Source organism: Amphritea balenae, assembly GCF_003858655.1.
GTDB lineage: Bacteria > Pseudomonadota > Gammaproteobacteria > Pseudomonadales > Balneatricaceae > Amphritea > Amphritea balenae.
Genome location: NZ_RQXV01000004.1, coordinates 32,482 through 53,511, shown reverse-complemented (window position 1 = coordinate 53,511; position 21,030 = coordinate 32,482). Strand labels below are relative to the sequence as shown.

The following is a 21,030-nucleotide window of genomic DNA, read 5'->3' as shown; positions in this document are numbered from 1 at the left end:
TTTTTTGCACACGCATGTTACAGCCTAACGCGAGATAGCAAATTCCGAACGGTCAAGCTCATCAAAATGGGAGGTAGTAGTCTGTAGTCAAAAAGGGATTAACAGGCAGAATGGTGGGTCAGGCGAAGCCTGCTACGTAAGCGGCGAGCAAAAGTATCAACACCAATATTCACCAGAGCAGATATAAGAATCAACAGGATAGCGACATCAAAACGAATATCCTGAATTGCACTATCGACAAAGAATCCTAAGGTGTGAATACCAAGAATACCAAGAATCGCAGTCTCCCGAATAATCACTTCCCAGCGGTAGAAAAGAAATGCCAGAAACGAACTGTAGATACGAGGCAATATCTCATAGCTATAACGGTTAACACCCACCGCAGTATCCTGCCGTAATTTAAGTTCATTACTGCGCTGACCGATCAGAAAACCGATCAGGCTGCCATTATGAATAGCCAGCGCAACAATAGCCGGCAACATTGAAGGCCCCCATAGCTGGAGCAATATATAAGCCAGCAGATATTCAGGCGTTGAGCGGGCGACTATCAACAAAAGATGACCAGCAAACCGCCCTTTAGCAGAGACAAGTTTGCGTGATACCAGAGGAAACAACAGCAGCGTCAGGATTGCGGTTAGCACCAGAGCTATCTGGCTAAGCACTAAAGTATTCCAAAGCCCGGGCAGTGCCTGAGTCGACAGAATATCTTGCAACCAGTAGACAAACTCTAACCAGGTGTCAGAACTCCATAGGCTATCAGCCCGCCGTAAAGGCGCAGGAACAATATCCTCACTAAAGAAACGGCCGACATTACTCCAGATAATCGGTAGTCCCTTATCCAGCATAAAAGGTGCAATCAATATCATGGGCGGTATTAACCAGCCCTTGAGCCAGAATCGCATGGTGCCGATTAACAGATAGAACAGCAGCAATAAAGTCGCAACCTCGGAATAAAGCCCCTGAGCAAAGGAGGACTCCAGGTAATATCCCAGCGTCGGCATGCCGACAAATCCCAGAATAGCACTGGTACGAATACCGCATTCCAGGCGATAACGAGTGTAACTGACGAGATGAGGCCAGGCCTGTGGGATACGGGTATACAACAGAGCAACCAGTCTACCACTGCCATTAGGTAAGGTTCGCTGCGGAATGGTGGACGTTTCATCCAGAATTTCGGCATAAATCTTGGCAAACACGCCACTATAAGGGATAGCGATCGCCAATAAACCTGTTAATGGGTGCAGACCAAAAAACTGTAGAAAAATCAGTGCCCAGAACAGTTCATGAACAGCTCTTAGAAACGCCGTTAGACCGCGAACCCAGCGATGATGGTAGATAAGCGCCAGCAGAAAGCCACCCACAGCGGCCAGTGCGACCCCCAGAAAGGCAAATGCCAGTGTCGTGATCAGGGCTTTACCGACAACGCTGAGTATCATCAGATCCGGCGCTAGCATACCGCCGACAAAACGCCCCATTTCCAACCAGGGATTATATGAGGTAATCGATATGTCGGCGACAAAAAGACAAAGTATGGCGCTGATCAGAAAGCCAATACTGACCCGCAATCGGGGAGAAAAACTGAATTTATTCCGGACCGTCATTGTCTCAGTAAAATTCCAGCAAAGATTGCTGCGACAGCTTTTGCACCGGCTGATCTAACATTATCCGCCCATCACTGATGCCGATAATTCGCTGCCCATAACGCAATGCCAGATCGACATCATGCAGCGCTATCAGCGCGGTGGAGTACTGCTGCGTCAAACAGGCCATCACCTGATCAGCTTTCGGCCCATCCAGCGCCGAGACAGGCTCATCAGCCAGCAAAATCTCGGCCCCCTGATGCAACGCCCGGGCTATCGCTACCCGCTGTTTCTGGCCACCTGATAGCTGATCAACTGACTGCCAGATTTTGTCGTCTATCGACATTCTCTTTAGCCAGGGCCGAACATTATCAACCTGTTCAGAAAAAGGCCTGATCAAATTGATAATGTTGTACCAACGAGAGTGTTGGTCCAGCTGCGCCATATAAACATTGTGGTAAACCGATAAGGTATCCACCAGCCCCAGATCCTGAGGTAACCAGGCAGCCCGATGCCGCAACCGGTCATAAATCTGACTCAGCAGCGTTGATTTACCACAACCGCTCTTGCCAATAACCACCACAATTTCACCGGGTTTAAGTTCCAGTGACAAAGGGCCTAGTACCTGACGGTTATCATAGCTAACACTAATGTCCGTAAGATGAATAGCTGTCATCAGTCCCGCAGACCTACCCGTTTAAGCAGCGTTGATTTACCGCAGTTGCTCTTGTCAAAAACCACCGCAAAGTCACCGGAAGTAAGCTTCAGCGACAAAGGTCCCAGTACCCGAGGGTTATCATAGCTAACACTAATGTCCGTAAGATGAATAGCTGTCATCAGTCCCGCAGACCTACCCGTTTAAGCAGCGTTGATTTACCGCAGTTGCTCTTGTCAATAATCACAACAACTTCACCGGCCATAAGCTCCAGTGACAAGGGCTTCAGCGACAAAGGTCCCAGTACCTGAGGGTTATCATAGCTAACATCGATGTCCGCTATATGGATAGCTGACATTAGTCCAGCAGACCTACCTGTTTAGCCACTTGACGAATCGGCTCATAATCTTCATTTACAGCAGGAATAAACCCTTTACGAGGAAAACTAGCGAGCAGTTCAGGGTCATTCATACCGATCAATACCTGCGACACTTTTTCAGTAAAGCCTGTACCAAATAACGCATCCAGATCACCACGGACAGTCCACTGATAATCAGGATAAGCCGGTGTTTGCCAGATCACACTCACCGCATCGGTATCCACTTTACCTTCAGCAACTGCGCTCTCCCATACCTGGTAATTAACCGCACCTACCTGATAAGCCCCTGACTCCACCAAAGCGATAGTACGGGAATGGTTACCGCTAAAACCAACCCGACTGAAAGTTTCTTCAGGGGCCTGAGCAAACTGCTGACGCAGGTGAAATTCCGGCATCAGGCGACCGGAAGTAGAACCTTTAGAACCGAAGGTAAAGGTTTTACCTTTCAGCCCATCTTCCAGCTTATCTGCCGGCTTAAGGCCGGTACTCTTGTGAGCAATAATATAGGTTTTAAATTCAGGGTCTTCAACACCCTGGGCAACCGCCTTAGAACCTGCGACAAGCTCACGGGCTTTAACACCGGACAAACCACCAAACCAAGCCAGCTGCACCTGATTGTTACGAAACGCAGTAATTGCAGAGGCATAAGACTTTACCGGCACAAAACGTACATCAACTTCCAGTTGTTCCTGCAGATAATCTGCCACTTTCTGAAAACGCTGCTGAAGCTTAGTCTCATCCTGATCAGGAATCGCTGTAAACACAAAGGCAGGCGCCGCATGTGCAAGATTGGCAATGCACATTAGTGCAAACGCCCTTAGTAGATGTTTTATCATTGTTAATCCATATAAAAGTAATCTGAGCGGCGCTATTCTCGCATAAAGCGATAGTAGTTTTCAGCTTGCTTAAATGGATTATTCCGCTATCAGCTAATAACCAACCTAAACACTTGTTTAATCAACATCTTATCTTTTTCTAAGCAATCTAATCTGAAGCGACTATTCTTGTTATGCAAACTAAATTTACTGGACAGGATTTCACTCGCAATAAAGTAACCCATTAAGCAGTAATACTATGGATGGCTTTTAAAGGTAACAAGGACTGAGATAAGTAGGTATATGTTCTGTTCTTAGCAGCTTTTATAGAGATACTTCGGTAAATAATTTTATGCCCTGTTCCTTGTTAAGAACAGTCTGCCTCGGAATGAAACTATTACTGGTTTCACTCTCCGTCAACGCCACGGACCTACAACCGGTCAGTCTGCAACTTCTCTGGAAACATCAGTTCCAGTTTGCCGGCTATTATATGGCCATCCATAAAGGTTATTACCAAAGCGCCGGTATCGATCTCAGTATCCACGAATATGAAAACAATACCGATCCGGTTGAGATTGTCCTTAAAGGCCAACGGGACTTTGCTATAGGCCGTTCCACGGTTCTGGCACAAAAAGCTCAGGGAGCCAGAATCGTTGCGCTTATGAGCGCTTATCAAAGTTCACCGCTAATGCTACTCACGACTGAAGCATCAGGTATCACTAAACCTGGCGACCTTCGCGGTAAGCGAATTATGATGACCACTGATGCTGAACAACAGGTCGAATTATTGGCGATGTTACGTCAGGCGGGCTTAAGTAATGATAATTTCATTCGCCAGGACCACAGTTTCAACATCGACTCTCTGATCAAGGGTGAAACCGACGCTATGGCATCCTATGTATCGAATGAGCCTTATCAACTGCAAGAAAAAGGCATTGGCTATAACATTATCCATCCTAAGAACTTTGGCTTCAGTATGTATTCGGATCTGTTATTTACATCTGAAGACTTCCTGGCAAACAACCCGGATCTGGTGAAGCGGTTTCATCGTGCAACCATTGCCGGGTGGGTATATGCCTTTAATAATATCGAAGAAACTGCCGACCTGATTATTAACAAATACAACTCTCAACAGCGCAGTCGAGAGGCGCTGATTTTTGAAGGAAAAAAGCTGGCCGAACTGGCCTTTGATCAGGAAGGCAACTTTGGTTCTATTTCGGCAGAACAATTGAAATTAATGTCCAAACTGTATCTGCTGTTCAATATCATCGATCATGAATATTCATTTGAACAGTTTATTTATGACCCAAGACCCGGAAAACAACTGCTGCTGACTAAAGAAGAGCAGTCCTTCATTCGTTCGTCACCGGCCCTTAATATCTGCGGAGACCCCCTCTGGGAGCCCTATAGCCAGCTAACCTATAACGGCTATGAAGGTATCATTCCAGACTATATTGAACTCATCCAGCAACGCTCAGGCTTAAAGTTTAAAACCGTTAACACCCATAGCTGGAATCAAACGGTTACGGCAATGAAAGTCGCTAAATGTGATCTGATTGATGGGGCGATGCAAACCCATAACCGCGCCTTGTATATGGATTTCACCCGGCCTTATATGAGCATGCCAGCGGTACTTGCTGTATCAAAAAGCTATAATGGTGAGCTCGACCTGCAACGCCTGTTGCGACACCCGGTCGCTATTGTAAAAGAATCAGCATTTCATGAAATCATACTGGCCAGATACCCTGAGACTAAAATAGTACCGGTTGCCTCCCTCCTTGAGGGCCTACTGCTTATTCAGCAGGGTGATGCTGTTGCGATAATAGATGCAGCAGATAGCATCAGCAGTGTGGCCAGTAACAACAACATCAGTGAGATAAAAATTCTCAACCTGGTGCATGATAGTTTTGATATTAGCATCGCAATCAACCCCAAGTTAGGACACACACCGCTGCGCAGCATTCTTAATAAAACCATCGATAGCATTACCCCGGAAGAGAAATCGGCTATTCGTAATCGCTGGATTAAATTAACCTTTGAGCACGAAACAAATTACGACCTGATGTGGCAGATAATTTCGGTTGTAGCGCTACTTGTTATTTTTCTAGCCTACCGTTATCGCATAATCCAGTTACACAATTTACAGCTACAAGAGATGGCACGACATGATCATTTAACCGGCCTTTATAATCGTCGAATGTTGAGGGATATGCTCAACGACACTACTGCTATTTCAAATCGATATAACCGGCCAGTCTCACTTATCTTTTTTGATCTGGATGATTTTAAACAGGTAAATGACAATCTTGGTCACAATGAAGGCGATAAGGTATTACGAACGATTGCTGATATCTTAAAAAATAATTGCCGACTCACGGACTACTTTGGACGCTGGGGCGGGGAAGAGTTCCTGATTATTCTGCCCGAAACTGATCTCAGTGCGGCAGAACAAAGTGCTGAAAAGCTTCGCACTGCAATTGCATCACACCCCTTTAATCTGACTCAGGAGGTGAATATTACCGGCAGTTTCGGGGTGACGGAATACAAAACCCGTGAACCTATCGATAGTTTTGTTCACCGGGCAGATCAGGCACTTTATCGCGCTAAAGCCGCCGGTAAAAACTGCATCTGTAAAGATGAGCTTATACCGGATGGTCCGCGATAATTTACCCTACAGATTACTGCCCTGCGGCTTCCCGCATTTTAGTAATGCCTGCGACAAAGTTACTCAACGTATTAGACAGATCGCCCGATTCTATAATTGCTTCTATTAGATAGAAATTATCTTCATCCGCTACCGCAGTCCCTAACGCTGTTTGTAACTCAGCACGATTTGTCACCCGTTGACCAACCCCTCCCAGCTCATTGCCAATACCTGCATAATTAAGCTGTGGCAGATCATTGAATTTAGATTCTGGTTGAAAGGTTCGCAACATCTCCCAGCTGCTGTTATTAAAGACAATAACGATCGGATTCCAGCCATAGCGCCGGGCATTCAACAACTCCCAACCGGTCATCTGAAAAGCACCATCACCCACCAGTACGATAGGCCGTTTACCCGTAGCTGCCTGCATACCAAAACCAGCAGGTACGCCGAAGCCCATAGTGGCATAGAAACCAGGAGCCACAAGGTCAGTCTCTTCGATATCCAGAGTGGTAAAGAAGCAATCTCCCATATCCGCAGCAATAGGCATCGCACCTTGCTTATGAAACAGATCATTAATCGCTGCGGCTATATCGGTCGGCGTTATTTTCTGCTCATCGGCTTGCAGGTTACATGGGTAATTCTGTGCTACCGGTAACACCGGCTTACTGGCAGATTCAAGATTGTGTGCACGACGATTCAGTTCAGAAATAAATGACTGCAGCGGAATCTCCGGATAAATATGATAGCCCATAGAAACATTGCCATCACTGGCCAGAATAATCTTACGGAAGTCCATCTTTTTCTCTGATACGCCGAAATTACCATCGGTCAGTATTACACCTAACAATACCGGCATATCCGACTCTTCAACCAGCCGGGTAAGTTCCGGATCGCCGGCGCCGCCCAGATAAGTTCCCTGTAACGGCACATCCATACCGTTCAACAAACCCCGCCCCATCAAAGTGGTCACGACAGGAATCCCCAGGCGCTTGGCCAGCGCCGCCGTTTCCTGTTCAATACCGAAACGACGAATCTCAACACCGACTACCAATACCGGCGATTTCGCCCGTTGTAGCTGTTCAAGTGTGGCAGATACGCAGGCATCCAGAGCCGCTTCATGTACCTGCTGAGTATCAGGCTTATATGACACAACCTCTTCACAGTCATGGAACACCAGATCCCGTGGAATCTCGATATAAACAGGCCGGGAATGTTTAATACAGCTCGCAAGTACCCGGGCTATATCTTCAGGCGCTCGAGCAATATCATTCAAAATCACCTGATCACAGGTGACCTCCTTATACACTTCCAGCTGAGAATTAAGGCTTTTCGCCTGATGATGAACCAACAGACCTGTGCTTCGGTCCCCCTCACCGGGTCCACCAGAAATAACCACAACCGGAGATTTTTCTGCATAAGCAGCGGCTATCGGATTGACCATATTGAAGCCACCCGCACCATAAGTAATCGCCGCTACCGATGGCTTACCATGGCAACGGGCTGCGGCGTCGGCTGCATAGCCAACCGTCGGCTCATGGCTGAAAGTATAGAGTGGTAGAATTTCAGATTCTTCCGCCACTTTAAAAAATGGTAATGCGAAATCTCCTGGGATACCAAAAATTTCCTCTACACCATGATCTTTCAGCGCGTTAAGCAGTACTTCAGCCAGATTCATCGGATAACCTCTCTAAGAAAATTACGCGGCTTTAATCATACAAGTAGTGATGAAAGTACTAATACAGGCAGTAAGAAAAGCAGCTAAAAAACACTGCCATCACACTACTCGCCAAGCTGATCTAAAAAAAGCATAATAAATCACTCAACACTATCAATTATATTGATCATTAGGAGCCTTGCTATGCGGGTCGATATCGAAGCCCTACACGTTCTGGATGTCGTCATCGAACAGGGCAGTTTTGCTAAAGCGGCCGTTAAGCTACATAAAGCTCAATCGGCAATCAGCTATCAGATAAAGAAACTGGAACAACAATTTGATGTCGCCATCTTCGATCGCAGCAGTTATCGGGCTGAACTCACCCCTCAGGGGCGCGCACTATGGCAGGAAGGTCGCCAGTTATTGCAACAGGCAATGCGAATAGAAAACCTGGCCGACCAGTATTCCAAAGGCTGGGAACCGACATTTGAACTGGTGATTGATGGCGCCCTGCCCCTCGAGCCGGTAATGAAAGCGATGAAAGCCCTGGCCGATAAAGAGATCCCCACCAAGATTCAAATTAAGGTCGAAGCTCTGGGCGGTGTGCAGATGCGTTTCGATCAGGATGAAGCCAACATGATGTTGGTGGTTGATTACACTCCCAACCAGAAACTGAACGCCATACCCCTGCCTGAAGTGCCTATGGTGCTGGTGACCGCCAGCGACCATGCCCTGGCAGGACAACCTGATATCGATCTGAACCAGTTACTAAATCATGTCGAACTGACTATCCACGATTCCAGTGAAACCACTACCGGAAAACAGGATTTGTTGCAGTTTGGCGGTGATAAAGTATTTTACCTGCACGGTTTCGACAGTAAAAGAACCTGCCTGTTAATGGGCCTGGGCTATGGCTGGATGCCACTGTCGCTGATCTCTGAAGAACTGGCAACCGGCAAGCTGATCGAGCTGAATTACCTGGGTGGCTCACGCCATGCTTTTACCCCGCAACTGGTCTATTCCGCAGAACAACCACTAGGCAAAGCCGGCGAAGTCATTCTCAACGAGGTACTGTCAGAGTTCGCCGCGTACAGTCAGTAGCCCTTCAGTCTCATCTTCTACCAAGCCGAACATCATCTAATTAATAGATGATGTTTAGCTAAATATTATTCTTTTTATTTATATTGGCCCCATTAAAATTGATTTAAGTCAATTTTAGTCCGCTGTTACGCCGATCTGACATAACAGCGCTGATCTAACACCAAAATAAAAAAAAGGAAAAACCATGGCTGATCAGAATAATCCTCTGGGTTTACAAGGCATCGAATTTACCGAGTTTGCCAGCACCGATTCCGGTTTCATGCACGACGTCTTTACCGCATTTGGCTTTTCCAAGTTAAAGCAACACAGCACTAAAGACATCACCTACTACAACCAGAATGATATTCATTTTCTGCTAAACAATGAAACAGCGGGATTCTCTGCCGAATTTACTAAGCGCCATGGTCCTGCTATTTGCTCTATGGGGTGGCGGGTAGAAGACGCTGACTATGCACTTGAAACAGCGATCCAGCGTGGCGCAAAAGCGGTAGCTGACACCGATAAAGACCTGCCCTATCCAGCGATCTCTGGCATTGGCGACAGCCTTATCTATTTTATTGATAAATTTGGCGCCAAAGGCACCATCTACGAGTCTGATTTTCACCACCTCGATCAACCAGTCATCGTCGAGGACAAAGGCTTTATCAATATCGATCATCTGACCAATAACGTCTATAAAGGCACCATGCAGAAATGGGCTGATTTCTATAAAGACGTATTTGGTTTCACTGAAGTCCGCTATTTTGATATTAAGGGTGAAAAAACGGCGCTGATCTCTTATGCCTTGCAGTCCCCATGCGGTAATTTCTGCATACCGATCAATGAAGGCAAAGACGATAACAATAACCAGATCGACGAATATCTGGATATGTACAATGGCCCTGGCGTGCAACATATCGCCTTCCGTTCTAATGATCTGCTGACCTCGTTGGATAAACTGGATCGTGATGTAATCGACACCCTGGATATCAGCGATGACTACTACGAAGAAGTCTTTAACCGGGTACCCGGTGTTTCCGAAGACCCTGCCCGCGTTAAACACCACCAGGTTCTTCTGGATGGTGATGAGTCCGGCTATCTGCTGCAAATATTTACCAAAAACCTGTTCGGTCCGATCTTTATCGAACTGATTCAGCGTAAGAACAACAACGGCTTCGGCGAGGGTAACTTCCAGGCGCTGTTTGAATCAATCGAACGCGATCAGGAACGCCGCGGCGTCATTTGAGCAGGTCTGTCAGGCAAGGCTAACGGTCTCAGAATCAAAAGGGCTCTTATATAAGGCCCTTTAACCTTAATAGCCATGCCTGGCTCTGGTCCGAACAAAACCTCAGAAAATTAAAGCCCCACTTCCTTTTCTATGCAGAGGGGACGGGGTTGTTGTACCTGAAAATTGATAAATACAAAAATATAAAAACAGGGAACACCTATGTCTGATCTAACCGGTGCAATCACAGCACCAGCAGATGGCAGCTCAGCTGTCGTAACTGGAAAAAAACGCCTTCAATGGTCAAGCCGTATGGCTTTTATTCTGGCTGCAGCGGGTTCTGCCGTTGGCCTGGGTAATATCTGGAAATTCCCCTACATTACAGGTGAAAACGGTGGCGGCGCTTTCGTACTGGTCTACCTGGCTTGTATTCTGCTAATCGGTATCCCGGTGATGATGGCTGAAATCATGATCGGTCGCCGCGCCCAGAAGAACCCGGCGGAAGCGATGGAATCTCTGGCGCTTGAAGCCAAAGCCAACCGCTTGTGGAAAAGCGTTGGCTGGATGGGTGTTATCTGCGGTTTCCTGATCCTCAGCTTCTATACCGTCATCGCGGGCTGGGCAGTGTCTTATGTATTCACTGCCGGCAGCGGCGCCTTCGTTGATATCACTCCTGATCAAGCCGGTGCGATGTTTGGCGGCATGCTGGCCGATCCTATACGTCTGCTTTCCTGGAGCACACTGGTCGTTATCGTCACCATGTATATCGTTGGCCGGGGCGTTAATGCCGGGTTAGAAAAAGCGGTCAACTTCCTGATGCCGGGTCTGCTGGTACTGATCCTGATAATGGTTGGCTACGCCATGAGCACCGGCCATTTCATTGAAGGTGTTGAGTTCCTGTTTGCCCCTGACTTCAGCAAGTTATCCACAGAAAGCGTGCTGGTTGCACTGGGCCATGCCTTCTTTACCCTGAGTCTGGCATCCGGCGCTATCATGACGTATGGCTCATACCTGCCAAAAAACACCTCCATTGTAAAAACCTCAATGGCAGTTGGCATCGTCGATACTGCGGTCGCTCTACTGGCCGGTATGGCAATCTTTCCGATCGTATTTGCCTACGGCCTTGAGCCTGGCGCGGGTCCGGGACTGATCTTCGTGACTCTGCCGATCGCTTTCGGCCAGATGCCATTTGGTACTCTGTTTGGCGTGCTGTTCTTCCTCATGCTGTCGATAGCTGCTATCACTTCGGCTATCTCGCTGATCGAACCTGCGGTTTCCTGGTTAACCGAGAAACGTCAGTTCTCCCGCCTGAAAGCCTGCGTCACTTCGGGTCTTGGTTTATGGATATTGGGTCTTGGTACTGTGCTGTCCTTCAATGTCTGGGAAAACCACAAGCTGTTCGGTAAGACATTCTTTGACCTGATGGACTTCCTGACCGCAAACCTGATGATGCCGTTAGGCGGTCTCTGTGTCGCTATCTTTGCCGCATGGGTTATCAAATCGAAGGTAGCAGAAGAAGAGTTAGGCCTGGGCAAGGGCTTGCTCTTTAAAGCCTGGCAGTTCGCAATGCGCTACCTGACACCAATAGGCATCGTAATTGTCTTCCTTAACGCCCTGGGTGTGATCAGCCTGTAAAGCGCTGTTTCTGTTGACTCAGCCCCCCGGTAAACGATCACTTCCTGATCGTTTACCGTTCTTTCCTGACCGCTACCCGGCAATCTGAGCAAAAGATAATAAATATGACTTTAACAACAATACAAAATGATCATGATGGCCGTTCAGCAATCCTGAATCAGGCTATTAATGGCGATCTGTCAGAGCAGGAATCCGCCGCGAAGCCACAACTTGGCGCGAGTAGCAGTCAGGTACAGGAAGACCCGATATTTGAGCTGTTACAACAGTTCCGTCTGGATACCCGTACCGATAAGATCGATCTGGGTATCGGCGTCTACCGTGACCATATCAACCAGTCTCCGGTATTTTCAGCGGTGAAGCACGCCGAACAGTGGCGCGTCGACACCGAAGAAGATAAAGCCTATATCGGTCCCCTCGGCGATCTGCCCTTCTGTCAGGCAATTTCTGGCCTGGCATTCGGCGAACAACTGGCAGAAAGTCTGGCCTCCCGTTTCGCCTATGCACAAACCCCGGGCGGTGTTGGCGCCCTGCGCTTAGCATTTGAACTGTTGGCACAAAACAATCCCGACTGTTCGCTATGGCTAAGCGATACTACCTGGCAGGTACATATCCCTATCGCCAATGCCGCCGGACTCCCCCTGCAACAATACAGCTATTACGATCCCGAAACCGGACCATCCGGTTTCGAGGCGCTGCTGAGTAGCCTGAGCGCGGCTAAACCCGGCGATGCAATTCTGTTGCAGGTCAGCTGTCACAATCCAACCGGGTTGGATCTGAGCGAAGCCGAATGGCATCGGTTAGCACAGATCTGCAACGAGAAAGGCCTGCTGCCGATCATCGACATGGCTTACCATGGTTTGGGTGACAGCCTGGAGCAAGACCGTCGTGGCCTGCAGATCATGGCCGCCGAGCTGCCAGAACTACTGCTTTGCTACACCTGCTCAAAAAACTTCGGCCTGTATCGGGACCGTACCGGTATGGTGCTGGCGCTGACCGCCGATACGCAACGACGTGGGATGGTTGAAAAGCAGTGGATGCAACTGGCCACACGGCATTACTTCACCCCGCCAGCCCATGGCGCAAGCCTGGTACGGCAGATACTCAACGATGGCGAGCTGCGTAAACTGTGGCAAGCCGAGCTGGAAACGATCAGCGCCCGGATACGCGAGGTGCGGCAGAATATATTTAATACTCTGAGTGAAGATGCGCCTTCCAGAGACTGGTCCTTCCTGACTCAGGGCCGGGGCATGTTCTCCCTGTTCCCACTGTCAGAGTCCGAGATTAGCCGTTTACGTCAGGACTACGGCATCTATATCGTCAATAACGGCCGGGTAAATTTATCTGGCTTCAATGACCTGAACTTCAACCGCGCCATGCAGGCTATAGCTGAAGTGGCAAGATCGCCGCTACGCGGCTAGCCAGAACGTGGCGCAAGCGCCACTGTTCGTTGCTTGAAAATCAAACTATTAAAAAGGAGGCTATTAGCCTCCTTTTATCGTTCGACGGGCTACAGCCCCGTGATGCCATGGATTTCGTACGATGACTTATACTCAAGTACATCAGCTGTAAAGTTCTGGGTTAAGCGCAGGGCCGGCTGAATCAAGCGGAGCCAACAACCATGCCGACGTCAACGCTCACAACACTGCAACAGATGCCGATATTTGGCGGGATCAGCGACGAGGCTTTGCAGTTTCTGATGGCCAGAACCAAAACAGTTCATGTTCCTGCCGATGACTACTTCTTTCACGAGGACGATCTGGCAGATGCCCTGTATGTGCTGGAAGAGGGTAAAGTCTCCATCACCAAATGCTGGGAGAGCAAAGATTGCCTGATCAGATACCTTGGAGAGGGCGACTGCTTTGGTGAGATGGCGCTGATCGACCTCTGCCCGCGCAGCGCCACAGTATGCGCAGTAGAAGACTGCTGTGCCATCGAACTGCCCATGGCGGCACTTCATGAACTGTATCAAAAGGATCCAACCCAGTTTGCGATGATTCAGATGAACCTGGCGCGGGAGCTTAGCCGACGACTGCGGGAGGTTAATGATCGATTGTTTCAGATGCAGGTATAGGGTGGGGTTGGGCTGCGCTAACCTACGATGCTAACTCTTAAGCAGCTTGCTGGAGTTACTTTAGAAGGCCATCCAACTCGAATGCTTCAATGCCTTTTGCATGCAATGTATCTACAAAGTCAGCAAGATCTTCAGTAATTCCACCTTCTAGCCAATTAACACACAAGACAGACTCTCTCAGCAAAATATACAACTGAGTAAACAGACTACCCAAATTACGAAATAGCGTTCCTTTACTTAAAGGCTGTACTTTACGTAATTTAAACCCATCAGCTTCAAATAAGTGTTTAACTGAGTGTTCGCTAAATGAGCTGTGAGAAGAATGCGAATTAAAGTGATCACGGATCTCTTTGTGTATCCCATTAATTTTCTTTGCCCTTTCTCCTGCTTTGGGGAGTTTCCCAGAAAATGCTAAATCTACATCTTCAGGAAACAGTCTGAAATACTTCAGTAGCTCTAAATACTCCACCATTGGACGCATCAATGCTCCAGCCTCTTGCCCTAAGCCATCCAACATCATTCCGTAAGAACCTAAGGCGTAATTTCTACCTTTCACTAATGCAATAGCGCAGACGTTGTGCGGTGGGCTCGTTTCCGACTTATCTTCAAATATCTCGATACAGTGATCCATTAAACGAAAACACTGCTCTAATATAATTTTTTGAGAAGAAAGCTCTGTCTCTAGGAATTTCAACGACTCATTTCTTGTTTGCCAAATGTCCATAGTAACCCTAACGCCTCAATAACGGACTGACGAAACGCTTAGCTTTCTGGTGTGCGTTGATTGACTTGTTAGTTGAAAATAACACCACGAATCCTTTGAAAATCTGCCTCGATAGTATCCAGATTTATCAAAAACGCAGGAGCAGAAAATTGGGCAGCGGCTTCCCAAGGCTCTCGTTGCCTGTTCATGGGATAACGTAGCACTTGATCTTGTGGATATGATTTTAGGTGCTCTCTATGCATTACTTCTTTCTCTTCTTGTGACCTAGCCCCCAGGATTTCGACAGTGAACGGAATGTCCCAGAAAAACTCTGATTCAGGGTAATGTTTATTGTATTCGTCACGTAGCTCTTCTATTACATGGTGAAGCCTAATGTTCGGATCTTTTTTTAAAAGTGCCGCTTTCAAAAATAGCTCTACCGCAAGTCGCGCGTTAAACAGACACGCGCACCCCGTCTCGAAAGTTTCACTTGCAGGTAATCTTACGAGGTTCTCACACAAGACTCTCGCAGAGTGTAAGTAGGCTTCTGAAAATTTCAGATGTCGTTCTGGTATATCTAAATGATCCGAATCCCATGAATTTACGGGCACGATTGCTCCTTTGCAGCTAACGCTCAACACAAAGGGCTGGAGCGTAACGACGGTCCGAGCCCGTAGAGCGGTCTTTAATGTTTTTGTAATGCATTACTAACAGTCCGTTTTATTTACTGTTTCACGGTGTGCCCACAAGCCTTCATTTTCACCAGTAGAAAGCTTTATTTCTTTATCCTTGCTACACAAATATTGCACACGATCTTCAGGGAGGTTGGTCCAACTAGCAATGGTTCTAGTGGTGCGCCATTTTCCACCAGTAGAGTTCTCTTTAAGCCATTTGTTTATGCTGCGCATTTCAAGATAATCACGCAGCTTTTGATGTAGGTATTGAATTAGATAAACAGTAATACCCGCTATTGAACCACCAGACGCCCCAACTGCAACACCTTCCCAAATATTGCTTTCCATGCAATAGCTCTCCTTTGTGCATAACAACTAAATTGTGCGCATGCGCATATGTATTGCGTGTATAACTCTGAAATAGAACAATAACTAATTGATAAAACAGGATTATTGAGCAAAATCCATCTCCGGTGATTCCATGAAAACGCGCATGCGCGTTATTCTTTTTGCGTTGCGCATAAGCTCCGATGCACAATTTTGTAACTCCCTGATACTAATTACTTTTCTGCAGAACTACCAGTTGGAAACGTGCACGCCTTCCGAGCAATCAGTAAGTAACAACTTTGGTAGTGAATTTTAACTCAGTTTCCGTCTTCAAGACGGGTCAAGACCTTTAAACGGCCAAAGGTCTTAACAATCTAAAGCCGCCCCGCGGTTTGGTTGGCTGCGCCAACTCCCCTGCGCGTTTCGCTTACCAATGGGTGCTCAAAAACTCGAGCGCTTCGCACTCTCAGACAGTTCTCGCACTAATCCATTGGTAACCTGCAATGCTCAGCTGCACAGAAGGGGATAGATTTCCGTGCCAAGCGTACCTTACGGAGTAATAAGTAAAGAGATACTGGATAATCCAAAAAGAACGTTTTTGGCTCTTTCGAGCCACGAGCAAGTCACGAAGCGGCGTTCGAGCAACGAGCTGCGGCCTTCAGCCTTCGGCTTCAATCACCAAAAGGCTGTATCAAAACCTGTTGCCCGGCCTCGATCTGGGCAAAAGACTCCCCTATCTCAATCAAGCAATTGGCCTGTACCATCGAAGTCAGGATACCTGAGCCCTGGGCACCGGTACTGCTGACCACTAGCTGGCCCTGTTCGTTGATACGGTATATGCCGCGGCTATAGTCGATCCGATCAAGTCGTGATTTAAGGGTATGCTCCGCAACAGCGGTCATTCTTGCCGGTTGCCAGTCGCGCTGGCCCATCATTTTACGCAGGGCCGGTTGTACGAACTGCTGAAAGGTCACCATCACCGCCACTGGATTGCCCGGCAAACCGAAGAACGGCGTCTTATCTGCCTCTTTACCAGCTACGGCCCCTGAACCAGAGCTCAACTGACCAAACGCCAGTGGCCGCCCCGGACGCATCGAAATACGCCAGAAGTTAATTTCGCCCACAGCTTGCAGGGCCAGCTTAATATAATCCGCCTGCCCCATTGAGACACCACCGGAGGAGATCACCATATCAGCCTGACCGGCCGCTTCACTCAGGGTGCTTTCCATGACTTGCTGGTTATCTTCGATGATTCCCAGGTCAATAACCCGGCAGCCTAAGCGCTGTAGCATCCCCTGCAGGGTAAAGCGGTTGGTGTCGTATATGCTGTTCTCAGGCAATGGCTGGCCCTGGGCAATCACTTCATCGCCGGTAGAAAAGATCGCTACCGTCAATGGCCGATATACCGGTACTTGTGATAGTCCCAGCGAGGCCAGCAAGCCCATCTCCTGAGGTCGAATCATAGTCCCGGCGGTAAGCGCCACTGCACCGGCTTCTATATCCTCGCCTGCCTGGCGTATATGCTGCCCTGCTCCCGGACGCCCACTGAAACTCAGCCATTCGCCATCCAGTGAGGTCATCTCGCGGATCACAATACTGTCGGCACCTGCAGGTACAGTCGCGCCGGTGGTGATTTCCACAGTTTCTCCGGGGCCAACGTCCCCGGTAAACGACTCCCCGGCATAGACACGGCCGATCACTTTCAATCGGTGATTTGGCTCATCCGACAGACTCCCGGTATTAACTGCATAGCCGTCCATCGCAGAATTAGTATGCTGCGGCACATTAATCTTCGAGATCTGATCTTCAGCCAGCACCCGGTTAAGGGCATCAGGCAGGGCAACAGACTCACTGTCCCGGGCACTTTTCACCTCAGCCAGTATCCGCCGGAGACTTTCTTCAACCGCCAGCATGTCAGCCGGCACGATATCACAGCAACTATTCATATCAGCCATGATCACTCTCCTGCATATCACTCTTAATAAAACCCTTAGAAAAGTCTTCAATAAAGGCAACCATGGCGTCAGTATTATTCAGATCCAGTTGCGGCAGGTCACGCGCCAGCTGCATAGGCCCATCACTGGCCACCGCGATAATATTATTATCCTCGCCATGCAGCTGGGGTTTTTCCAAGGCCCTGCGATAGAGTTCAATTTTTGGTATTTCCGCTTTTTTGTAACCTTCCACCAGAACCAGATCAAGCTTCGAGCAGTCCATCTTACTCAGCATTCGGGTCAGTGATGGCATATCGCCCTGATTTTCTTCTACCATCAACGCCCAACGATTGGATGAACAGATCAGCACCTGATCGGCCCCGGAATGACGCAGTTCATAGCTATCTTTACCCGGGTGATCAATATCAAACTGGTGATGGGCGTGCTTTATTACACCCACTCTGATACCTGATGCCTTCAGTTCAGGCAGCAGTTTTTTCAATAGCGTGGTTTTACCCGTCCCACTCCAGGCCGCAAGCCCCAGCAACTTTGGCATCTGCTGCAGTTCAGCCAGATCATCACGGCGGTTAACGTTGATAAAGCCATCGGGACTGTCTGAAAAATCGACTTCGATCATACGGTGCTGGGCATACCAGCGATCAATTTTACGTTCGCCTGCAGCTAACACCGCTTGCAGGCTTTCCAGCAAGCTGCGCTTGATCAAAGCCACTACCGGTTGTAAGCGCTTACCATCATGGGCCACTGCGATATCAGCGCTCTGCTCTTCAGCCTGGGACAACATTCGTTCGGCCAGATCAACGGGCAGAAATGGACTATCGCAAGGGGCAAACAGAACCCACTCCGTCGCAGCGTGGTGCAAGCCGGTGGCAATACCCATGAGCGGCCCTTCGAAATCACCAGCCAGATCTGTGACAACCGGCAAACCAAGCGTGCCATATGCATCAAGGCTACGATTGGCATTGATCAGGCAGCGTCCGGTCTGCGGCTGGATACGATCCAGCACATGACGGATCAACGGTTTGCCATCCAGCCCCATCCAGCCTTTATCGATTCCCCCCATGCGTCGGGCCATTCCGCCGGCCAGGATGACTGCAGTAATCTGATCAGTGTTGGACATAGTATTTCAACTCCGGCTCATTATTTAATTCATTGCTGAAGGCGTTACCTAGTTCCTGCAAAGCAAGGTTCTCAAGGTGCAGGCGACGGCCACACAGATCGGTGACGGCATTCTTCTGATGACTGGAAACCATCACGGTTGTTCCCTTGTCCAGCAACTGGGTTACCAGCTCCGACACCGCTCTGACCGAGTGTTGATCAAGATTCGCCGTCGGCTCATCCAGCAACAATAAACTTGGCGCCAGTATCCACGCCCGGGCCAGCGCCAATCGCTGTTTCTCTCCTCCGGAAAGGGCATAGGCGGGCTGCTCAGCTAAATGTTCAAGGCGGGCCCAGGCCAGAGCCTGCTGTACTTTAAGTTTGACATCCCGGCGACTATAGCTACGTAGCCTTAGACCATAGGCTACGTTATCCCGTACATCCCCGCTAAAGATGTAAGGTGTCTGATGCAGATAGATCACTTGTGGGTGAATCCGGTCCGACCACCAGCGCCGGGCCTTGGGCGTCACCATAACACGGCCGCTACAAGGTCTTTCCAGACCAGCCAGGATCTTCATCAGAGTGGTTTTCCCACTCCCATTTTCGCCACTCAGATGCAGGCTTTCACCTTCACCAACACGCAACTGATCTACATGAAACAGCTTGCGCTGGCCAAAACTTTTAACCAGATTATCTACGTTTAATTCAAGGCTCATACTTTACCTCTTAACAGATGCCCACCTATTGAAGGCAACCCGATCAAACCAACTGCCCTTTGCCTCTTACTGAAGCCAGGGTGAAATTCAAAACCAATGCCAGTAACAGCAGCACTAAACCTAATGCAACACCCTGCGCAAACTCCCCTTTACTGGTTTCCAACGCGATCGCTGTCGGGATGTTACGGGTGTAACTAAGAATGTTACCGCCCACCATCATCGAACAACCCACTTCAGAAATAATCCGACTGAAGCCTGCTAATACCGCGGCCAGCAGAGCAAACCGTGCTTCGCAAACCATGGTAATTGCAGCGCGGCTGCAGTGTGCACCTAAGGTACGCGCGGTTTCCCATGCTCGGCGATCTAGTCCCTGAAATGCCGAATGACTCATACATACCAACACAGGCACACAGAGCAACACCTGACCGATCACCATGGCCGGCTGACTAAATAACAGATGCATCTCTCCGAAGGGGCCACTACGTGAAAGCAACAGGTATAACGTCAGACCGACTACGACCGTGGGAATAGCCATCAGGGCATTAAACAACGCGATAACCATCCAGCGGCCGGGAAAATCGATCATCGCCAGCATAAAGCCCACTGCGATAGCTGGCACGAGAGACAGTAGGATGGCCGTAATCGAAACCCTGAACGATACCCAGATGATGCTCCACAACTCGGCATCACCGCTAAATAGCAGATCCAGTGCAGCCATACAGGTAGCGAGCAATCCTGACTCCATCACCAACCACTACCAAAATTTATTGACTCGTTAATCAGCGCCATTAGTTAATTGTCACGGCCTGTTGCGCTGAACCATGGAACAGCACTTCACCATTGATTCGGAAATCATTGATCATGCGTTGCCCCTCCGTTGAAACTAACCACTGCGCTAAATCCCGTGCGCCTTTAGTATTCAGCCCTTGATAACGCTCAGGATTCACCAGAATCACCTGATAAGGATTAAATAAACGCTGATCACCTGCGACCATCAATTTAAGCTGCAAGCGCGCCTGATAAGCCAGCCAGGTGCCACGATCGGTCATGGTATAACCTTGCAGTTCATCGGAGACCTGTAGCACTTTACCCATGCCCTGACCGATCTCTTTATAGCCATCAAAACCTGGGGCTGATCCCGACATCTGCCATAGCTTCAACTCTTTCTTATGGGTACCTGAATCATCACCGCGGGAGATAAACTGTGCCTTGCTGTCGGCAATTGCACGCAACGCCTCAGCTACATCAGCTGCACCTTTGATTGCAGCAGGATCAGAGTCCGGCCCGATCAGCACAAAATCGTTATACATCACGCTTTTCGGCTCGACCCCATGGCCCTGATCGATAAATGCTTTTTCAGCGATCGGAGCGTGGGTCATAACCAGGTCAACATCACCATCCCGCCCCATGCGCAGCGCTTTACCGGTGCCAACCGCAATCACGTGAACTTTGGTGCCGAACTTTTGTTCAAATACCGGCAACAGTTTATTCAGCAGACCAGAATTGTAGGTGCTGGTTGTGGTTGCCAGTCGGATAATATTTTCTTCTGCCAGCACAGAGAGCGACAGGCAGCTAAGCAGCGCTGCGGACAACAGTGATGTGATCCATTTTTTCATTGTTATTACGCTCAAAAAGAGTGGTTGATCATTTTTTGTAGCTGCAGCCTTTTTACCTGGCTACTCCCCCATTACTTATCCTCTATAGAGCAATTTGAATGCCAACCCCCTGTCAGGCTAAAAACACTGCGCTAGAGTCGGGCTAAAACCCCGTATCGCAAGGCCCCTGCTGTTATTGCTATTTTTTGTTGCCGAGATTGATC

The 21,030-nt window shown here is 48.6% G+C and carries 20 protein-coding genes; 6 read left to right on the top strand and 14 right to left on the bottom strand.

Translation table 11 applies throughout. The features are described 5' to 3' along the window. Positions 1-98 precede the first annotated feature (98 nt). Genes EHS89_RS08660 through EHS89_RS08650 form a run of 5 tightly spaced genes read right to left on the bottom strand, consistent with a single transcriptional unit; the run spans position 99 to position 3,450 of the window. The gene (locus EHS89_RS08660) at positions 99-1,601 is read right to left on the bottom strand and encodes a PhnE/PtxC family ABC transporter permease (protein WP_124925756.1); all 1,503 of its coding nucleotides are present in this window, start codon (positions 1,599-1,601) and stop codon (positions 99-101) included. A gap of 4 nt (positions 1,602-1,605) precedes the next feature. Then, on the bottom strand, positions 1,606-2,256 hold the full coding sequence (locus EHS89_RS08655) for an ATP-binding cassette domain-containing protein (RefSeq protein WP_124925755.1): 651 nt from the start codon (positions 2,254-2,256) through the stop codon (positions 1,606-1,608). Further along, complete coding sequence (locus EHS89_RS21085) at positions 2,256-2,417, bottom strand: hypothetical protein (protein WP_170167456.1); 162 nt, start codon at positions 2,415-2,417, stop codon at positions 2,256-2,258. Before EHS89_RS21085 ends, EHS89_RS08655 begins: the two co-directional genes overlap by 1 nt. Continuing rightward, positions 2,417-2,593 carry a hypothetical protein gene (locus EHS89_RS21080; protein WP_170167455.1) on the bottom strand — a complete coding sequence of 59 codons (177 nt, stop codon included), beginning with the start codon at positions 2,591-2,593 and terminating at the stop codon, positions 2,417-2,419. Before EHS89_RS21080 ends, EHS89_RS21085 begins: the two co-directional genes overlap by 1 nt. Further along, positions 2,593-3,450 (bottom strand): putative selenate ABC transporter substrate-binding protein, encoded by an 858-nt coding sequence (locus EHS89_RS08650; protein ID WP_124925754.1) that lies wholly within the window; start codon positions 3,448-3,450, stop codon positions 2,593-2,595. The genes EHS89_RS21080 and EHS89_RS08650 overlap by 1 nt, the downstream gene beginning before the upstream one ends. 367 nt (positions 3,451-3,817) lie before the next feature. Here EHS89_RS08650 and EHS89_RS08645 point away from each other — a divergent pair, with 367 nt between their 5' ends. After that, positions 3,818-6,094, top strand: a complete 2,277-nt coding sequence (locus EHS89_RS08645; RefSeq protein ID WP_170167454.1) for a transporter substrate-binding domain-containing diguanylate cyclase — start codon at positions 3,818-3,820, stop codon at positions 6,092-6,094. Positions 6,095-6,107: 13 nt separating this feature from the next. Here EHS89_RS08645 and ipdC read toward each other — a convergent pair whose 3' ends face one another. Further along, complete coding sequence (ipdC, locus tag EHS89_RS08640) at positions 6,108-7,751, bottom strand: indolepyruvate/phenylpyruvate decarboxylase (protein WP_124925752.1); 1,644 nt, start codon at positions 7,749-7,751, stop codon at positions 6,108-6,110. 183 nt (positions 7,752-7,934) lie between these two features. Here ipdC and EHS89_RS08635 point away from each other — a divergent pair, with 183 nt between their 5' ends. From EHS89_RS08635 to EHS89_RS08615, 5 genes are all read left to right on the top strand, one after another. Then, positions 7,935-8,831, top strand: a complete 897-nt coding sequence (locus EHS89_RS08635) for a LysR family transcriptional regulator (protein ID WP_124925751.1) — start codon at positions 7,935-7,937, stop codon at positions 8,829-8,831. A gap of 184 nt (positions 8,832-9,015) precedes the next feature. Next, on the top strand, positions 9,016-10,056 hold the full coding sequence (gene hppD, locus EHS89_RS08630) for a 4-hydroxyphenylpyruvate dioxygenase (protein WP_124925750.1): 1,041 nt from the start codon (positions 9,016-9,018) through the stop codon (positions 10,054-10,056). Positions 10,057-10,257: 201 nt separating this feature from the next. Continuing rightward, positions 10,258-11,670 (top strand): sodium-dependent transporter, encoded by a 1,413-nt coding sequence (locus EHS89_RS08625; RefSeq protein ID WP_124925749.1) that lies wholly within the window; start codon positions 10,258-10,260, stop codon positions 11,668-11,670. A gap of 104 nt (positions 11,671-11,774) precedes the next feature. Further along, on the top strand, positions 11,775-13,088 hold the full coding sequence (locus EHS89_RS08620) for an amino acid aminotransferase (RefSeq protein ID WP_124925748.1): 1,314 nt from the start codon (positions 11,775-11,777) through the stop codon (positions 13,086-13,088). 200 nt (positions 13,089-13,288) lie between these two features. Continuing rightward, entirely contained in the window at positions 13,289-13,741 is a 453-nt protein-coding gene (locus EHS89_RS08615; RefSeq protein WP_124925747.1) for a Crp/Fnr family transcriptional regulator, read from the top strand. 55 nt (positions 13,742-13,796) lie between these two features. Here EHS89_RS08615 and EHS89_RS08610 read toward each other — a convergent pair whose 3' ends face one another. From EHS89_RS08610 to EHS89_RS08575, 8 genes are all read right to left on the bottom strand, one after another. Further along, a complete protein-coding gene (locus tag EHS89_RS08610) occupies positions 13,797-14,465 on the bottom strand; it encodes a hypothetical protein (protein WP_124925746.1) in 669 nt (222 codons plus the stop codon). 68 nt (positions 14,466-14,533) lie between these two features. Then, the gene (locus EHS89_RS21075) at positions 14,534-14,872 is read right to left on the bottom strand and encodes a hypothetical protein (RefSeq protein WP_170167453.1); all 339 of its coding nucleotides are present in this window, start codon (positions 14,870-14,872) and stop codon (positions 14,534-14,536) included. Positions 14,873-15,151: 279 nt separating this feature from the next. Then, positions 15,152-15,466 (bottom strand): hypothetical protein, encoded by a 315-nt coding sequence (locus EHS89_RS08600; protein WP_124925744.1) that lies wholly within the window; start codon positions 15,464-15,466, stop codon positions 15,152-15,154. Between the two features lie 650 nt (positions 15,467-16,116). Continuing rightward, positions 16,117-17,400 (bottom strand): bifunctional molybdopterin-guanine dinucleotide biosynthesis adaptor protein MobB/molybdopterin molybdotransferase MoeA, encoded by a 1,284-nt coding sequence (locus EHS89_RS21240; protein WP_124925743.1) that lies wholly within the window; start codon positions 17,398-17,400, stop codon positions 16,117-16,119. After that, on the bottom strand, positions 17,393-18,517 hold the full coding sequence (gene mobA / locus EHS89_RS21585) for a molybdenum cofactor guanylyltransferase MobA (protein WP_124925742.1): 1,125 nt from the start codon (positions 18,515-18,517) through the stop codon (positions 17,393-17,395). The genes EHS89_RS21240 and mobA overlap by 8 nt, the downstream gene beginning before the upstream one ends. Continuing rightward, positions 18,504-19,211: an energy-coupling factor ABC transporter ATP-binding protein gene (locus EHS89_RS08585; protein WP_124925741.1), complete on the bottom strand. Its 708-nt coding sequence runs from the start codon at positions 19,209-19,211 to the stop codon at positions 18,504-18,506. Before EHS89_RS08585 ends, mobA begins: the two co-directional genes overlap by 14 nt. Before the next feature lie 43 nt (positions 19,212-19,254). After that, on the bottom strand, positions 19,255-19,944 hold the full coding sequence (locus tag EHS89_RS08580; RefSeq protein WP_244937378.1) for an ABC transporter permease: 690 nt from the start codon (positions 19,942-19,944) through the stop codon (positions 19,255-19,257). Positions 19,945-19,999: 55 nt separating this feature from the next. Beyond that, positions 20,000-20,827, bottom strand: a complete 828-nt coding sequence (locus tag EHS89_RS08575) for an ABC transporter substrate-binding protein (protein ID WP_124925740.1) — start codon at positions 20,825-20,827, stop codon at positions 20,000-20,002. Between the last annotated feature and the right edge of the window lie 203 nt (positions 20,828-21,030).

Coding starts and splice junctions, on each gene's coding strand:
- EHS89_RS08655 (WP_124925755.1), bottom strand. CDS start 2,256: ATGACAGCTATTCATCTTACGGACATTAGTGTTAGCTATGATAACCGT.
- EHS89_RS21085 (WP_170167456.1), bottom strand. CDS start 2,417: ATGACAGCTATTCATCTTACGGACATTAGTGTTAGCTATGATAACCCT.
- EHS89_RS08610 (WP_124925746.1), bottom strand. CDS start 14,465: ATGGACATTTGGCAAACAAGAAATGAGTCGTTGAAATTCCTAGAGACA.
- EHS89_RS08635 (WP_124925751.1), top strand. CDS start 7,935: ATGCGGGTCGATATCGAAGCCCTACACGTTCTGGATGTCGTCATCGAA.
- EHS89_RS08585 (WP_124925741.1), bottom strand. CDS start 19,211: ATGAGCCTTGAATTAAACGTAGATAATCTGGTTAAAAGTTTTGGCCAG.
- EHS89_RS08660 (WP_124925756.1), bottom strand. CDS start 1,601: ATGACGGTCCGGAATAAATTCAGTTTTTCTCCCCGATTGCGGGTCAGT.
- EHS89_RS08645 (WP_170167454.1), top strand. CDS start 3,818: ATGAAACTATTACTGGTTTCACTCTCCGTCAACGCCACGGACCTACAA.
- mobA (WP_124925742.1), bottom strand. CDS start 18,517: ATGTCCAACACTGATCAGATTACTGCAGTCATCCTGGCCGGCGGAATG.
- EHS89_RS08600 (WP_124925744.1), bottom strand. CDS start 15,466: ATGGAAAGCAATATTTGGGAAGGTGTTGCAGTTGGGGCGTCTGGTGGT.
- EHS89_RS08615 (WP_124925747.1), top strand. CDS start 13,289: ATGCCGACGTCAACGCTCACAACACTGCAACAGATGCCGATATTTGGC.
- EHS89_RS08575 (WP_124925740.1), bottom strand. CDS start 20,827: ATGAAAAAATGGATCACATCACTGTTGTCCGCAGCGCTGCTTAGCTGC.
- EHS89_RS21240 (WP_124925743.1), bottom strand. CDS start 17,400: ATGGCTGATATGAATAGTTGCTGTGATATCGTGCCGGCTGACATGCTG.
- ipdC (WP_124925752.1), bottom strand. CDS start 7,751: ATGAATCTGGCTGAAGTACTGCTTAACGCGCTGAAAGATCATGGTGTA.
- hppD (WP_124925750.1), top strand. CDS start 9,016: ATGGCTGATCAGAATAATCCTCTGGGTTTACAAGGCATCGAATTTACC.
- EHS89_RS08620 (WP_124925748.1), top strand. CDS start 11,775: ATGACTTTAACAACAATACAAAATGATCATGATGGCCGTTCAGCAATC.
- EHS89_RS08625 (WP_124925749.1), top strand. CDS start 10,258: ATGTCTGATCTAACCGGTGCAATCACAGCACCAGCAGATGGCAGCTCA.
- EHS89_RS08650 (WP_124925754.1), bottom strand. CDS start 3,450: ATGATAAAACATCTACTAAGGGCGTTTGCACTAATGTGCATTGCCAAT.
- EHS89_RS21080 (WP_170167455.1), bottom strand. CDS start 2,593: ATGTCAGCTATCCATATAGCGGACATCGATGTTAGCTATGATAACCCT.